At 51.9% G+C, this 13,971-nt stretch carries 14 protein-coding genes; 12 read left to right on the top strand and 2 right to left on the bottom strand.

The window, feature by feature from the left end:
* The first annotated feature begins 477 nt into the window (after nucleotides 1-477).
* The 3 genes from ACIGG6_RS09165 to ACIGG6_RS09155 all read left to right on the top strand — a co-directional run bounded on the left by ACIGG6_RS09165 (nucleotide 478) and on the right by ACIGG6_RS09155 (nucleotide 4,889).
* The gene (locus ACIGG6_RS09165; RefSeq protein WP_399844044.1) at nucleotides 478-1,248 is read left to right on the top strand and encodes a hypothetical protein; all 771 of its coding nucleotides are present in this window, start codon (nucleotides 478-480) and stop codon (nucleotides 1,246-1,248) included.
* A 271-nt stretch (nucleotides 1,249-1,519) separates the two neighbouring features.
* The gene (locus ACIGG6_RS09160) at nucleotides 1,520-2,464 is read left to right on the top strand and encodes a hypothetical protein (RefSeq protein WP_399844043.1); all 945 of its coding nucleotides are present in this window, start codon (nucleotides 1,520-1,522) and stop codon (nucleotides 2,462-2,464) included.
* A 607-nt stretch (nucleotides 2,465-3,071) separates the two neighbouring features.
* Nucleotides 3,072-4,889, top strand: a complete 1,818-nt coding sequence (locus tag ACIGG6_RS09155; RefSeq protein WP_399844041.1) for a hypothetical protein — start codon at nucleotides 3,072-3,074, stop codon at nucleotides 4,887-4,889.
* Nucleotides 4,890-5,025: 136 nt separating this feature from the next.
* On the opposite strand, the gene ACIGG6_RS09150 is transcribed toward ACIGG6_RS09155, so the two are convergent.
* Complete coding sequence (locus tag ACIGG6_RS09150) at nucleotides 5,026-5,550, bottom strand: helix-turn-helix domain-containing protein (protein ID WP_399844040.1); 525 nt, start codon at nucleotides 5,548-5,550, stop codon at nucleotides 5,026-5,028.
* Between the two features lie 172 nt (nucleotides 5,551-5,722).
* A complete protein-coding gene (locus ACIGG6_RS09145) occupies nucleotides 5,723-6,865 on the bottom strand; it encodes a YagK/YfjJ domain-containing protein (protein ID WP_399844038.1) in 1,143 nt (380 codons plus the stop codon).
* A 618-nt stretch (nucleotides 6,866-7,483) separates the two neighbouring features.
* On the opposite strand from ACIGG6_RS09145, the gene ACIGG6_RS09140 reads away from it, so the two are divergent.
* The 9 genes from ACIGG6_RS09140 (at nucleotide 7,484) to ACIGG6_RS09095 (ending at nucleotide 13,961) form a co-directional block, all read left to right on the top strand.
* Nucleotides 7,484-7,840: a hypothetical protein gene (locus tag ACIGG6_RS09140; protein ID WP_399844036.1), complete on the top strand. Its 357-nt coding sequence runs from the start codon at nucleotides 7,484-7,486 to the stop codon at nucleotides 7,838-7,840.
* A gap of 116 nt (nucleotides 7,841-7,956) precedes the next feature.
* Nucleotides 7,957-8,925 carry a DUF932 domain-containing protein gene (locus tag ACIGG6_RS09135; RefSeq protein WP_399844034.1) on the top strand — a complete coding sequence of 323 codons (969 nt, stop codon included), beginning with the start codon at nucleotides 7,957-7,959 and terminating at the stop codon, nucleotides 8,923-8,925.
* Nucleotides 8,926-9,049: 124 nt separating this feature from the next.
* A complete protein-coding gene (locus ACIGG6_RS09130; protein ID WP_399844033.1) occupies nucleotides 9,050-9,244 on the top strand; it encodes a hypothetical protein in 195 nt (64 codons plus the stop codon).
* A 63-nt stretch (nucleotides 9,245-9,307) separates the two neighbouring features.
* Entirely contained in the window at nucleotides 9,308-10,099 is a 792-nt protein-coding gene (locus ACIGG6_RS09125; protein WP_399844031.1) for an ERF family protein, read from the top strand.
* A 38-nt stretch (nucleotides 10,100-10,137) separates the two neighbouring features.
* Nucleotides 10,138-10,749 (top strand): lambda exonuclease family protein, encoded by a 612-nt coding sequence (locus ACIGG6_RS09120; RefSeq protein ID WP_399844029.1) that lies wholly within the window; start codon nucleotides 10,138-10,140, stop codon nucleotides 10,747-10,749.
* Between the two features lie 44 nt (nucleotides 10,750-10,793).
* Nucleotides 10,794-11,336 carry a RadC family protein gene (radC, locus tag ACIGG6_RS09115; protein ID WP_451923648.1) on the top strand — a complete coding sequence of 181 codons (543 nt, stop codon included), beginning with the start codon at nucleotides 10,794-10,796 and terminating at the stop codon, nucleotides 11,334-11,336.
* A gap of 475 nt (nucleotides 11,337-11,811) precedes the next feature.
* Nucleotides 11,812-12,018 carry a DUF2933 domain-containing protein gene (locus ACIGG6_RS09105; protein WP_035586996.1) on the top strand — a complete coding sequence of 69 codons (207 nt, stop codon included), beginning with the start codon at nucleotides 11,812-11,814 and terminating at the stop codon, nucleotides 12,016-12,018.
* A gap of 40 nt (nucleotides 12,019-12,058) precedes the next feature.
* On the top strand, nucleotides 12,059-12,403 hold the full coding sequence (locus tag ACIGG6_RS09100; protein ID WP_022522184.1) for a hypothetical protein: 345 nt from the start codon (nucleotides 12,059-12,061) through the stop codon (nucleotides 12,401-12,403).
* A gap of 220 nt (nucleotides 12,404-12,623) precedes the next feature.
* Nucleotides 12,624-13,961, top strand: coding sequence for an APC family permease (locus ACIGG6_RS09095; RefSeq protein WP_159341615.1), 1,338 nt, complete (start codon nucleotides 12,624-12,626; stop codon nucleotides 13,959-13,961).
* Nucleotides 13,962-13,971: the final 10 nt, after the last annotated feature.

The following is a 13,971-nucleotide window of genomic DNA, read 5'->3' as shown; positions in this document are numbered from 1 at the left end:
CGGCGTCATGCTCAAAACGAATTGCCTTGCCAAACTGGATATATCCAATTTTGTGCTTGTTGCTGTAGACCCAGCTAATGCCCATGCCTAGTAGCTCTGCGACTTGCTCAGGTTTTAGTAATGGATAGGTCATCGGATGCGCCTCTCTATGGCGTTAACTCAATGACCAAATCTTCTCTTTTTTCGGGTGAGATACTCGATGGTGTTGCTTAGAAGCGCGCCTTGTTGAAGCAGCCTGTTTGATTTTTTATTTTTTTTCTGAGTGAGTTTTCCGGGTGGGCTGATGCAATTGGCGGCTGTGTATGGCAGAACCAGACATGAACGTTAATAGCTAATGAGGACTTCTAGAGAGGTCGACTAGGAGTGATGATGGAGGGAGGGGGAGTAATGGCTAGCTTGTGCTGTTTGAGAAGAGCTGACTGAGCTATCAAGGCCTTGCTATAGTCATTCAGCTAATTGAGAGCGCGAGGAATAGGTTTGAGCCATTCACACGAACAGTCATCCCATGAGCAGAAGCGGCGGGAACATTTGCCACCATCCACTGCTATGCGCTGGGCAGGCCAGGAGCTAGCTAGGCATGCTTGTCAGGTTGTCGAGCAGGTGTTCGAGCATCTTGGTGTGTCAGAAGCTGAGGAGCGTAATGCTCGCCTTAACGAGCTGTTCTCCGATCTAGAGCTTGGCCGCTATCGGCCCGACGAAGAGAGCAAGCCTATCGCTTTGCGGCAGGGGAAAGTAGCCCTTCATAAGCAGCGTGCTCATCATGCCGATCAAGCGCTTCGTCAGGTAGTCTCTGTCCTGCACGAATACCGAAGAGGATTGTCACCGATGACTGCGGCAGGTATGGGCAGATTTAACAGCAGCTTGCAGCGCTCCTTCCAGCTTATGCAGTCGCGCCTGCTGGAGGCGCAAAGGCACCTAGCAGCGCTTGATATCTTGAGCAATCTTGAAGGTAAGCATTACTCCCAGCGGGCAAGCAAAGGCGCTAATCAACGTATCAGGCCTGCCTCAGAGCAGGAGCATCACGTCTTGTTAGCGGCCATGGTTAAAAATATGCTGTACAACGACCCCGAGGTGATCAGTCGCCACAGGGGTGGTATTGAGTCTGTAGCTGCGGAGTGGGCCAAAAAACTATTTAAGCTCAATCGTGAATATCAAATTCTCGATATGACACGCGAGCAGATTCAGGTGGATATTCACTCGTACCTGCTGAAGCGTTCAGACGCTTCTATGTCACAATCGGCGGAGTGACCCCCGCGTCCATTGTTTTGATGTTACATCGCCGGTGAGAACTCACCCGCCAAATCAGGAGGGGATGATTTGAGGGAAGGTCGTGTCCGATAAGCCTCAACCTAGTCAGCCAGTTGCTGCTAAAAAATCTCATCCTGCTTCAGAAGTATCGATGTGGGAAAAAGGCTGTTGTTTTGTTCGCCCGCCAGCCCAGCCCTTCAAGCCCTACTCTGCACTGATGGGACCAGCAGACGACCTGCTTAGGCGTGCCGAAAAGGCTATAGAGTGCGTCATGATGCTAGAAGGGGTAGACGACGAAAAAAGCAGGCTGGACAGAATCAAAGAAGCGACGGGCAAACAGAGTGAAACAGAGCCACCTCTCTTTTTGCCGATTCCTATGGATATGCCACCGGTAAACGCAACGTCAGAAGTTGCCCTGAACAAGCGCCATGCCGACCAAGTGCTCAGCCATGCGTCCTATGTGAGTCGCCAACATGCGCTATTGGAGGCGGTGGTCTCAGGGGCTCAGTTAGGCGGCGATGCGCCGCTACTGTTTTCCCGCATGTCATCTTCTCTGATTGAGGCTGAGCGGCACCTAGCGGCACTCTCGATGGTGATGCCGGAGCCTCACGATTTTGAGATTCAGCGCGCTACAAAGGGCGGGCACGCAAAGAACAATCCGCCCTCGCAGAAAGATCAAGAAGTTGTGATGGTCTCGCTTATCAAGGCAATGCTGTTCAATTTTTCCTTTGGAGAGAAGATCCACTGGCCAACGGCCTATAAGGTGTATGGGAAGCGAATAGCGGATAACATTTGCTGGTTGAATCACTCGCTCAAGATGTTTACGTGCTATCCCAACGATCAGCGCATTCGCGATGCCGTGGAAAACGTCTTTTACGAGAAGCTAAAAAAGCTCAAAGTGATTGATGAGCAGGGCGGCTCTGGCGGTCGTGTTGGCCGGATGCGCCACGCGTTGCATTTTGGGGGGCGGTGGAGTACTGCGCCCAGTACACAAATCCCAGAGTGGCAGGGCTTCGCAGCGGAAACCTTAAGCCGTATCCAGTACGCAGAGGAGAGGCTGGCTAAAGATATTTTGATCTGCTTGTTGGAAGACCGTTTTGGTGAGCTGCCGGTCGCGTTGGAAAGACAGGTGGATCAGCTGGGTTCGCTAGAAGACGTCGCTGTCTACTTTTCGAATCTCTGGGAAGCGACGAGTCTTGGTGATATTTTTAACTAAGCCATAAATACTCATTATTCGTAGAACATTCTGCCTATCATGCTAATTGTGCTTGAATGTCGCCCGGTGCAACACTCTATAATGCGCTATCTAAGATTCCCTGTTAAAGCATTGTAAAGCGGCCCTCTGGTCGCGATGAGCTGTTGAATTAGCGTCATGACGGCTTATCCCGATCCATAAATCTTTTACATTTCCAATACCTCATGCCGCTTGCACAGCGCTCCTCACCGAGCTAGCGGCTTATGAGTGTCTGCTGCTTGAGCCCATAGCCCATGATGATCTAGTAGATAGCCTAGTGCCTATTTACGATCAGTGGCGGGCGATCTTTGGTGACTTCGCCGGAGCCGTTACCCTATGCAATGGCCTGGATGCCTTTACGGAGGCGTGTATCGAGGATGGCGGGTGGATGAATAACATTATCGAACGAGCTTATACGGCATTGGTAGCAGCTGTTCAGAAAGGCAGGGCGTAGTGGGCTGTTTGATCCTGCATGCAAAACCACTAGGAGGTAGTCACCGGATGGAAGAGTGCTATTCCCAATGGTCACATGCGCTATAGTTCGCTTAATATAACCGTCTGTATTGTCTAGCGAAGCGAGGTGTTATTAATGGATGATTCTAATGATCCTTATGGAGAGCATCCTCACCGTGAAAGTCAGAGTAATAATAAACGCGAATCGCTGGATGCTTTAAAAAAAAATCTGTCTGATATGGCCCGTCAAGCTTATAGTGGGCCTGAAAGCGATGCGCGTCAGCCATCCCCATTATACATTATGAATACCGACCCTTCGAAAATCGCCCATGAAGCTGTCTCTTCGTCGTATAACAGCGCGGCCTATCCGTCATATCACAACACCTCTTATCCGCAACCACCTGTTCAAAACGTTGCATTTCCATCCGCTCAGATATCTTCTCAGGAAAAAAAGAATCAGACGCAGCATAAAAAACGCATGTCAGCTGAAGAGAAGCAGCATTTGGTACTGAACTACCTGAACACCTACTATCAGCCATGTGCTAATTCATCAGGAAATGTTCTGCTCATGGAACGGAGCAGCGGTACGCTGTTTCCACCTGGGGTGGATGAGATTCGTCAAGCCGTCAATGCCGCGTGTTTTCATCGAGTCGGTGTAGAAGTGTCTAATAGTGCCATTCGCTCAGCTCTGGAGAAATTTACCGAGCGAGCAAGCGTGCCGCTGTCTACGAGGCCCGTGTATGGTCGGGCAGGCTGTGTAGAAAGGGCGCCCTCTTTTCGCGTTATTAACTGCCACCAGGGTGCTTACAGGGTTGACTCAATGTCACCGCAGGTCGCTCTTTCTGGGGCGTCATTTGACGATGTACCCTACGTAATACCGCACCGTAGCCTGCCTTTGGAAGTAATAAATACTCACATTCAAGCCGTCCCGCAGAGGTTAATACCATGGTTGAAAGGGCTGACGGGGTTGCCTGAGACATCACTGTTGTTGGTGATCACGTGGATGATGCTTACTTGGATGCCGGATAAAAAGCAGGTGCTTTTAGAGCTTCGTGGTGGAGATAATGACCATATTGTTCAAGCGCAGCGCGTTATTAAAAAGCTCATTGATCCGTCTCGACAGCCAGGGGACAACGCTTTGCCTACCGGCACTGCAGCATTTAATGCGTTTTGTCAGCAAGAATATGTGATCAGCCTTGAGCGTTTCGATTCACTCACTCCTCAGCAGCAAAAAAATCTGCTAGGTGTTATGGAAGGTAAAGAAGTTGAATGGGTATGGCGTGATAGTAAGAAACAAAAAATGCGCATTCACGTGCAGTGCCCCGTGATGATGAGCTGTCTAGAGTCGCCGCTCACAGATACCGCGCTAATGGCTCGCACCCTCAGTATGGATGCTGGGACAGGCGCTCGCGGTGGGTTTGGTTTACAGGCGACAGAAATGCTGTCGGGCACCTTGACGGAGTTGTTAGCCCTCTTCGGCCTTGTCCAGCAGAGTGTCCATTACTTAGTGCCTCCGGAAAAAGCAGCGCGCTATCGTCGCCAAGGGCCACTCAGTGACTTTTGTCATATCGGAGAGGCCGTGGCAGTCAATTTAGGACAGCCTGAAGAGGCTTTCTGGGAGCAGCTCCAACTTGCACAGCGCGATGGTCAAGAAGACGCTTATGAAAGTGATGACATTGCCCAAGCGCTGGTTCAATGTTGGGAAGATAACGCGAATGAGGCCATTGAATGGAGCATGACCGATTGGCTTGAGCTGTTGCCCGCCTACCTTCAGAAAGGCCAAGAAGTCGGGTTTCCTAAAACACAAAAAGCGCTGTCCATTCGGTTTAAAAAAGCCAGTGAAGTGCTCAAGGCTCATGGTCTTCTGTTAGAGCCTATCGGACGTATCGACTCAAACCGGCGTGCTTGGCGACTGCGAAAAATGCCGGATACATCTGCATTTGCAAGCCTTTAACGGACATTGAAAATCAGCTTTTTGTGAAAATTCGCTGAATAAGGCGTGATTCAGCCTGTTTTTTCGATATTTAAATCGCCGTTATGTCCGTCGTTATGCGTTGATTGCCGGTTCTGAAGCGTAAGTCGTCTGGCAACTACCGGTTGTTATGTATGACCATTTGCGTGGCAGGATCTGTGACTGACAGCATTTGCTGAAGTATTTTTTCCGCCATGGCTGATGGTCTACGTCTTCTCTGTTCCCAGTCTTGATACGTGCGCACGCTGACTCCTAATCGGCGTGCAAAGTCAGCTTGGGTAAGCCCTAATGTTTTGCGGCGTGCGATGACACACGCTATGAGTTCTGTCTCCTTGATCACGGCACCAGAGGGCGTTTGCATCGCTTGTAGTGTCTGATGTCTATCAGGCATAGGTGCAGAGCGGTTGAGCCTAGCATTGATGTAGGAACGCCAAGACCCTAGGCAGTCCTCATCATCTTCGTCTTGTCGAGCTAGCGCCTCTTCAGCCTTGTGGCGCTGTTCGTCGCGTCGCCGATCCTCAATGAGCTGATAAATGCTTGCTAGGTCGAAGGGAATGCCGTTGGCTTCAGCAAACTGCCGCATGGTTTCTTCATGTCCGGGGAATTTCTCTAGTTGCAGTGAGAAAAAAAGTGCTTCGTCCATTGGGTAAGCTCCTATCAATGAAGATGCCTGCCATTACAGCGGCGGAATGTGTCCATAGGATGTATTTGCCGTAGTCACTACGGCAGGCGTCTTCAGAGACGGAAATAAGGGTTTTTACGGTGAATTATTCGCTACTCGCTACGGCAATGCCGTGCCTTAGGACTGGACGATGCTAAGTCAGTGACGCATGACGTCGAGGCCGTCCAAGGGGCTTAGCGTCAAAGCCACGGTGTGGTGTAGAAGATTGGCTGTGGCCAAAGGTATCACCATGAACCGTGAGCGTGGCGTACTCATCAATTTTCGTTAAGTAACGGATGATGTGTATCAGCCCTTGGCGCTTCTCGGCATCGTGATAGGTCACTAGCCCCATCGCGTTAGCGTGGTAGCGCTCCTCGGCGCGGTAATTACAGTTGAAATACACTCCATGGCCCTGGGTGATGGTGGTATTCCAGTACTCCCCAATACGCTGGGCATAGCGAACGTCTTGTCTCACTTTTGACCCGTCGAAGAAAAATAACATGTGGTAGTGAAACCCCTTATATTCGCCATACTCCAGTTTCCAGATGTAGCCCAGCAGGTGTGTGAACAGGCTATGCTGATGGAAGGCTTTACATAAGCGTTGGCGATGCTGATGCACCATGCTGGCATCCATATAGGGTGCGGCATACTCGGTGTAGCCTACATCTACCCGTACGACAAGCAATTTGGCGTGGCGGTCAAAGAGCCCTTCCAGTAGCTGCGTGGCTGCCCACCGATTATGGTCTCGCTTACGTGCCAAGTAACGCCGCCTCTCCCAGCAACCGCCAGACTGTGTCGCTTGATGAAACGCCGCTAGCCGTTGCTTTAGATCCCCAAGCAAGGAAGGCAGCTCTATCATCGTGAGTGGTCGCCATCCCGCTGTCATCGCTTCATGAAGATAGTCACAGTCTTTAAAAGCCCATAAGAAACACTCCGCATAGGCACTTGGACAAAAGTGGCGTATCAAGGCCCGTGCTTCAAACCACCCCACCAGCACCGTATAAATCGCGTGGAGCGTTGTGAGTAATGGTGAATGATAAAAGGTGACAAAGCCTGGCTGCCCTATCACGGGGCAAGGCACCAAGGCGTCTATCGAACAAGATGGCTGTACCAGCCACTCAAGATCTTTCTCTGCTCCAACCAGATCCGCTAGCCAAGGCAGCGTCTCTTTTTGTTCCCTTACCATTCCATACGCATCTGTCGCTCTCTCGTCGCTGTCATATTCCCAATCATCCAAAATAGCCCGCACATCGTCGTGGGAGGGCAGGTCATCTGAATGAGCCGTTAACGTCTGCATGATCAACTCCTAGGCGGTTATGGTGCAGCGCGTTGCGCGCCACGCTCACCAGATACCGCTCAGGCTTACAAAATTACCACGCAGCCCCATGGATGCTATGGGGTATTAGAACAGCGAAGAGAGCTGCCGAGTTCGAACAGTCGCACGCTTTCATGCGTACGTTAATGGCTATCGCTACTTCTTTAGTATGTCAGTTTTAACGTGTCTGCATCGTCTAGTCGGGTATCTTGTGGATACCCTCTACTGTGCAATGTAGGCTATATCGGTATAGCGCTATGATACTGTCATGAATAGGTTTTATAGGTGTGTCGTAGACACAGGCTAACGCACGTAAGCAAACCGTAATAATAAAGGACCCCAAAAGCATAAAACGGCATGGCCTATGAGTAACCGGTTCAGTCACGCTCTTTTCGAGGTGGACCTCCCCGTTATTCCTGTGTGTCAGACACACTGCTCGAGAAGAAAAGTATCACCGGCACATCCTGGTAGTGGTGCTTTTCTTAAGCTCAAAACAGCTTTGGCAGGCTACTTCAAATAACGAAAACTCAGCCCCGTATTACTTGAGTGAAGCCCTATCACTTGGGCGCTTTCAATTCACTTCACTCAAGGAGGTGGCGTATGTCCGCCCACTGTCCACGCTGTACATCAACGCAGCTGATGCCCCGCCAATTAGGCCGCCATGTGGGGGCAACCACCGGTGTTGTGTCCGGTGGTACTACCGGTGCCATGGGAGCGCTGAGCGGTGCCAAAGCCGGTGCCGTGGTTGGTGCTGTCGCAGGCCCGGTCGGCGTATCGATAGGCACCTTAGCCGGTGCGCTGTTCGGTGCGTTGGTGGGGGGTACCGCAGGCGGTGTTGCCGGTGCCCGGTTGGGGGAGGAGCTAGATACCAAGGTGCTCGACAACATCGAGTGCCGCGCGTGTGGCCACACCTTTCGACTACCGCTCGCAGAATACCCTAGCTATCCCTCTCGCTAATCGCAGTTCACTGATTCCTATCTCGTATGCGTTACCACGGCCTAGCCCGCTTCCTGTTAGGGCGGGCGACGAGTGGTTTGTATTGATACTGATTAAAACTCTATGAGGAAATCTTCATGGCACATCTCGTTGAACACATGGCTTACGTTGGCGATACCCCTTGGCATGGCCTGGGGCAGCAACTGTCTCGTCATCAACCGCTGGAGGTCTGGCAGCAACAGGCCGGTATGAATTGGCATATCGAAGAAGCGCCGGTGCGCTTTATCGCCGAAGGAGCTAGCCACCTGGGCAGCATTCACTCGTTCCCTGAGCAAAAAGTGCTCTACCGCTCAGATACCAAAGCACCGCTGTCGGTGGTGTCACAGCGCTATAAGGTGGTGCAGCCCGAGGAGATTTTGGAGTTTTACCGTGACCTGACCGAGTACGCCGGGTATGAGCTAGAAACCGCTGGCGTGCTGAAAGGCGGACGTAAGTTCTGGGCGTTAGCACGTAGCGGCTTAAGCACGTCGCTCAAAGGTCAGGATGAGGTCAATGACTACCTGCTGTTGGCCACTTCCTGCGATGGCACCCTTGCCACCATGGCCACACCCACCACGGTGCGGGTGGTGTGCAATAACACGCTGCAGATTGCCGTCGATGGAACGTCGCAAGCGGTGAAGGTGCCCCATCGTTCAGAGTTTGATCCGCGTGCCGTGAAGCGTCAGTTAGGCATTTCGGTGTCGCAATGGAATGACTTCATGTATCGGATGAAAACACTAGCGGAGCGTAAAATCACTCGGCAGGAAGCGCAGCAGTATCTTCAGTCAGTAATTTGTGGGGCCGAGAAGCCGCTGGACGATCCCTCCAAACTGCCCAACTACCGAGCGCTGAATAAGGTGCAGAAGCTCTACCACGGCGAAGGGCGTGGCGCTCACTTGGTGACCGCCCAAGACACGGCCTGGGGGTTGCTCAATGCCGTCACGGAATACGTCGATCACGACAAGCGGGCACGTAGTAACGATACCCGTATGGACTCAGCCTGGTTTGGTCAGGGGGCACAGCTCAAACAGGAGGCCTTAGATGCCGCCCTACAGCTGGTGTCGTAACCATCCACACACCCATCCCCACAAGCGATTCACCTAATGATCATCCTAACCCTCACGGCATAGACGCCCAGCCCCTAAAAAGGCTGGGCGTTTTGCTGTGGGGCTTATGCCGCGAGGTACCCGCATGAGCTTTATTTCCGACGCCATTGAGATGGCTCTCACTCGACTAACCAAACAACTGCTAGAGCACGGCGCCCATCACGCAACGTCGCTGGTGTGTGCCCAGGGCGAGTTCTATCGCGCGGAGATACGCCTGGAGCGTATCGATCCCGCTGACATTGCGCGTCACTTACCTGACGTTCCTCCACTCGTTAAATGACACACCCCATGAACAGGGCTGACCAGCCCGCATTTACCCTCTTCACGTAAAAGGAGGTGCCCTATGGCACAGCGTACTCATGTAGTAAATGCGTCTTCCCAAAAAGGCCCAGTGCCTTCCCTTCAAGCAGACGCTAACGCTCAGCATTCCCCAAACTCAGCGGCGCTAGAAGCGCATCCTACAGCTGATAGCACCGCCATTATTCAGGTGATTGAGCGAGCTGCCCTTAATCCTGATGTCGATATCGACAAAATGGAGCGCCTGCTGCAAATGCAGGAGCGCGTGATGGACCGCCAGGCCATGATGGCCTACAGCGCTGCCATGGCGGCGATGCAGACCGAGCTGCCCAGCATTGAAGAGCGTGGGCAAACCAACAACGGTTGCTACGCCACGCTGGAGGATATCGTCGATACCGTTCGCCCCATCCTACAAAAACACGGCTTCGCGGTGAGCTTCCGTATTCAGACACAGGAACGCGGCATTCAAGTGACGGGCGTGCTGATGCACAAGGACGGCCACCGGGAAGAGACCAACATGCTATTGCCTGCGGATATGAGCGGTAACAAGAACGCCGTCCAGGCGCTTGGATCGTCTACCAGCTACGGCAAGCGCTACGTACTGTGCGCCTTGCTCAATATCACCACACGCGGGCAAGACGATAACGGCCAGACCAGCACACGAGCAGTCGTGAAGAGGGTCACGGCCTTTCAGGCGGGTCAGATTCAGCGTTTGATCAGCCAATGCCCAGCCACTACCCAAGAGTGGTTCAGCGGCAAATACGGCGCTGCGGTTCAGGTGCCCCAGGCAGATTTCGACAAGCTCCGTGCATCCCTCACCAAGCGAGCCGTGAAATAGCGGCGCAGCCTGCTCACTCACCGCCTACAGGAGGCGTTATGAAGATACTCACCATGCCACAAGGCTCGCCGGAGTGGCTGGCAGCGCGTCTTGGGCGCGTCACTATGTCGGAACTCAAGGCATTGCTGGTGAATGGTAAAGGCCCTGGTGGGTTGGGTACCGGAGCCATCACTTACATGCACCAGTTGATCGGTGAGCGTATGACCGGTGAGCTGGCCGAGCCGTTTCAAGGCAATGCCCACACCAAGCGAGGGCAGGAGCTAGAGAGCGTCGCCCGCTCGCTGTATCGCGATATGACCGGCGCACCGAAACCCAAAGAAGTGGGCCTGATCCTCAACCACGACGTGGGCTACTCACCGGATAGCTTGATTGGGACAAACGGCCTGCTGGAGATCAAAACCAAGCTGCCTAAGTTCCAAATTGAGGTGCTGCTCAGCGGGGAAATCCCCGACGAGCACGTGCCCCAATGCCAGGGTGGGCTCTGGGTCAGTGAACGGGAATGGATCGACTTTGTGAGCTACTGGCCCGGAATGCCGCTGTTTGTGAAACGCGCTTACCGAGACGAGGCGCTGATCCGCACGATTGCCGAGCGGGTTGATACCTTTCATGAGGAAATGGAGCGGCGCATGAGCCAAGTGATGGCTGCGTGAACGGTCACTTTCACAGATATTCCTTTCAACCATTAACGACATAGATGCCGGGGCCACCACCCCGGCATCTTTATTTTTTGGAGGTCATCATGCCCCATAGCAAACTCAAAGCCGGTGAAGTGGCGGGCACCTACTTAGTCACTTCGCCGGTCACAGAAACCGACATCATCACCATGGCCAAGCGGTTCGCACGCCGCAAGCTCGCCAAAGGCCGCAAGATTACTCAGCCTTCGCAAGCGTTTGAGCATCTGCAGCTGTTGCTTCAGGACTATGAGTATGAGGTGTTCAGCGTGCTGTTCCTCGACAGCCAGCACCGCGTCATCCGCTTTGAAGAGCTGTTTCGCGGCACTATTGATTCTGCCAGCGTGTACCCACGGGAAGTGCTAAAAGCAGCGCTCGCCTACAACGCCGCCGCTGTCATTCTGGTGCATAACCACCCCAGCGGTGACCCTGAGCCTAGTGATGCGGATCGGCGTATTACCGAGCGACTGAAGGAAGCGCTTGGCTTGATGGATATACGGGTGATTGACCATGTGGTGGTAGGGAGTGATGGATGCACGTCATTCGCAGAAAAAGGGTATCTGTAAACGTTCATACTCTAAGGTACAGGTACTGCCCCAGGGGCAGTACCTGTCTCCAATGCTCATTTTATTTTTTTGCCTAGATACTTCCGAAGCTACTAATTGCTGGCCGATACGCTTATCTGGCTGGCTGCGCCACTGGCGCTATTAGTTGGCACCGTGTGACAGGTTCTGTCTTTAAAGCGATATACCTCGATAAACGTGAGCTCAAGTGCGCCTGTGTCGGCAACAGTAATACCCATTAAGCTTTGTATCGCTCACCGAAAACCTAATGATGATGGGAATGAGGCTATGGATACCGCTTGGGTAATTATCGCCTACTTTTTGCGAGGCGCTTGATCAGGATCATATTTCCCTCCGATGCTGTTCAGGTTGCGTTCAGACAAATCATCCATGATGTTATTGGGGTTATTTATTTGATTTTTCCCAAACCAACGGCCTTAACTGCTGTTGGCTCTTTGGGCGAGTTACTGAGGTGATTATGAGTAACAGTACAAGTAGTCGTTTGCTGATGTTGTGGGTGCCACTTGCTGGGTTTGTCATTTGGGCGGGATACCTGATTGGAACCGAGCACCGTCTCCACCTATTTCAGTTCTTACCTTTCCTCTTTTTGGCAGCATGCCCACTGATGCATATTTTCATGCATAAACACCACGGCGGTCATAAGGACAAAATAGACAAGGACTGAACCACTCTATATATACATGTACGCGCCTGGGAGAAAGACCATGAAAACGACACAACAAGAGCACCGCTTGGGTGTTTCCAAAAACACACTGGTGACTCGGAATTTAAAAATCAAGCCTAGTAAATCCAAACGCATTGAAGAAGCGCTGTCAGATATCGACCGACTCTATGGAATGGATAAGGTGGTCTACAACGAGAAAAACCGAAATATCAGCCTTGCTTACGATGCGCTGAGGCTCTGCATCGATGACGTTGAAAAAATTCTCAAGCTCCATGACATACAGGTCAGCGCTGATCGGTGGAACCGCTTTAAGAAGGAGTATTACCGTTTCGTCGATCAGAACGTTAAAGACAACGCTAAACAGGAACCTTGGAGCTGTCATTAATAGTCATAACGGCTACATGACACAACCAGGAGCAAGACTAGCTAGTTTAGGGTAAGAGCTGCTTGCCTGTGGCCTCGCAAAATCAGACCTTCCGTTAGTCATTTGCCATGTGGCTGCACATAGGTTCTATATTTAATTTATATAGCATCAAAAAACACCGCACAGGAGTCCTTGGCAGTTATTGCTGCTGTGGTTGCCGTGAATACAAGGAGTCGCTTTCATGGTTGGGCAGGATAGAACGCCACAATATAAAGAAAACAGTCTTTCGTTGGTCGGTGCCGTTGCATTAGGCACCGGCGTGATGATTGGGGCCGGTATTTTTGCGCTAACCGGCCAAATGGCCGAAATGATTGGTCGGCTATTTCCTCTAGCCTTTCTGGCCGCTGCCGTCATTGTCTCTTTCAGCGCTTATTCTTACGTTAAAATGTCCAATACCTTCCCATCAGCAGGTGGGATTGGCATGTATTTACAGAAAGCGTATGGCCCGACGCTTCCCACCGCCTTTCATGCCCTCCTGATGTATTTTTCCATGGTGATCGCACAGAGTTTTTTGGCGAGAACGTTTGGTTCCTACACGCTTGAGTTGTTTGACCTGGGGGATCGTTCACTATTTGTGCCCCTACTCGGGGTTGGTTTACTGCTAATAGCCTTTTTGATCAATTTATCCGCCAACCGCTTGATCGAGACCGTCGCCTCGGTGCTCGGATTTATCAAAATAGGTGGCATTATAGTGTTTGGTATTGTCGGCGTGTTTATTGCCGACTCCATCGAAATGGGTGCTGGCAACGATGCACCTACGCCTACGATAACGGGCTTTTTAGGTGCTACGGCGCTCGGCATACTGGCATTTAAAGGCTTCACGACGATTACCAATAGTGGTTCGGAGCTTAAAGATCCTAAGCGGAATCTTGGCAAAGCTATCACGATCTCGATTGCGCTATGCGTGGTGATCTATGCCCTTGTCGGTTTTGCCGTTGCCAGCAACCTATCTTTGCCTGAAATTATCGAAACCCAAGACTACTCCCTGGCCGCCGCTGCCCGTCCCGCACTGGGTGAAGCGGCAGTTGCGTTTACCGTCATTCTCGCCATGTTGGCAACGGCGGGCGGTATCATCGCCAGCGTCTTTGCCGTTTCACGCATGCTCGCCATGCTGACAGAAATGAAGCTGGTTCCTCACCGCCATTTCCACATGCCCGGCAGTGTACAAAAGCATACACTGGTGTACACCATCGTATTTGGCTTAGTGCTCACCGCTTTTTTTGACCTGAGCCGCATCGCAGCATTAGGCATCATTTTCTACCTGATCATGGATATGGCCATCCACTGGGGTGTGCTTCGTCATCTCAAGGACAGAGTGGGGGCTAATCCTGTTATTCCTAGCATTGCCATACTACTAGATGCTGTCGTGTTAATCGGCTTTTTATGGGTAAAAGCCATCTCGGACCCCATGGTGCTCATCGTTGCTGGCGTAGTAATGGCTACTCTTTTACTCGGCGAATGGATTTTCCTATCCAAACGCGACGCTTCAAACGATAGCGAGCACTCTCACACTCATTAACGTTAATAGC

Origin of the sequence: Vreelandella lionensis (genome assembly GCF_044543515.1) — a bacterium.
Taxonomy (GTDB): Bacteria; Pseudomonadota; Gammaproteobacteria; order Pseudomonadales; family Halomonadaceae; genus Vreelandella; species Vreelandella lionensis.
This window is presented reverse-complemented; position numbering and strand designations above follow the sequence as displayed.

Bases quoted from the DNA above. Each gene is read 5' to 3' on its own strand.
- ACIGG6_RS09120 (WP_399844029.1), top strand. From the start codon at position 10,138: ATGAAGATACTCACCATGCCACAAGGCTCGCCGGAGTGGCTGGCAGCG.
- ACIGG6_RS09130 (WP_399844033.1), top strand. From the start codon at position 9,050: ATGAGCTTTATTTCCGACGCCATTGAGATGGCTCTCACTCGACTAACC.
- ACIGG6_RS09150 (WP_399844040.1), bottom strand. From the start codon at position 5,550: ATGGACGAAGCACTTTTTTTCTCACTGCAACTAGAGAAATTCCCCGGA.
- ACIGG6_RS09145 (WP_399844038.1), bottom strand. From the start codon at position 6,865: ATGCAGACGTTAACGGCTCATTCAGATGACCTGCCCTCCCACGACGAT.
- ACIGG6_RS09100 (WP_022522184.1), top strand. From the start codon at position 12,059: ATGAAAACGACACAACAAGAGCACCGCTTGGGTGTTTCCAAAAACACA.
- ACIGG6_RS09095 (WP_159341615.1), top strand. From the start codon at position 12,624: ATGGTTGGGCAGGATAGAACGCCACAATATAAAGAAAACAGTCTTTCG.
- ACIGG6_RS09105 (WP_035586996.1), top strand. From the start codon at position 11,812: ATGAGTAACAGTACAAGTAGTCGTTTGCTGATGTTGTGGGTGCCACTT.
- ACIGG6_RS09140 (WP_399844036.1), top strand. From the start codon at position 7,484: ATGTCCGCCCACTGTCCACGCTGTACATCAACGCAGCTGATGCCCCGC.
- ACIGG6_RS09160 (WP_399844043.1), top strand. From the start codon at position 1,520: ATGATGCTAGAAGGGGTAGACGACGAAAAAAGCAGGCTGGACAGAATC.
- ACIGG6_RS09135 (WP_399844034.1), top strand. From the start codon at position 7,957: ATGGCACATCTCGTTGAACACATGGCTTACGTTGGCGATACCCCTTGG.
- ACIGG6_RS09125 (WP_399844031.1), top strand. From the start codon at position 9,308: ATGGCACAGCGTACTCATGTAGTAAATGCGTCTTCCCAAAAAGGCCCA.
- radC (WP_451923648.1), top strand. From the start codon at position 10,794: ATGCCGGGGCCACCACCCCGGCATCTTTATTTTTTGGAGGTCATCATG.
- ACIGG6_RS09155 (WP_399844041.1), top strand. From the start codon at position 3,072: ATGGATGATTCTAATGATCCTTATGGAGAGCATCCTCACCGTGAAAGT.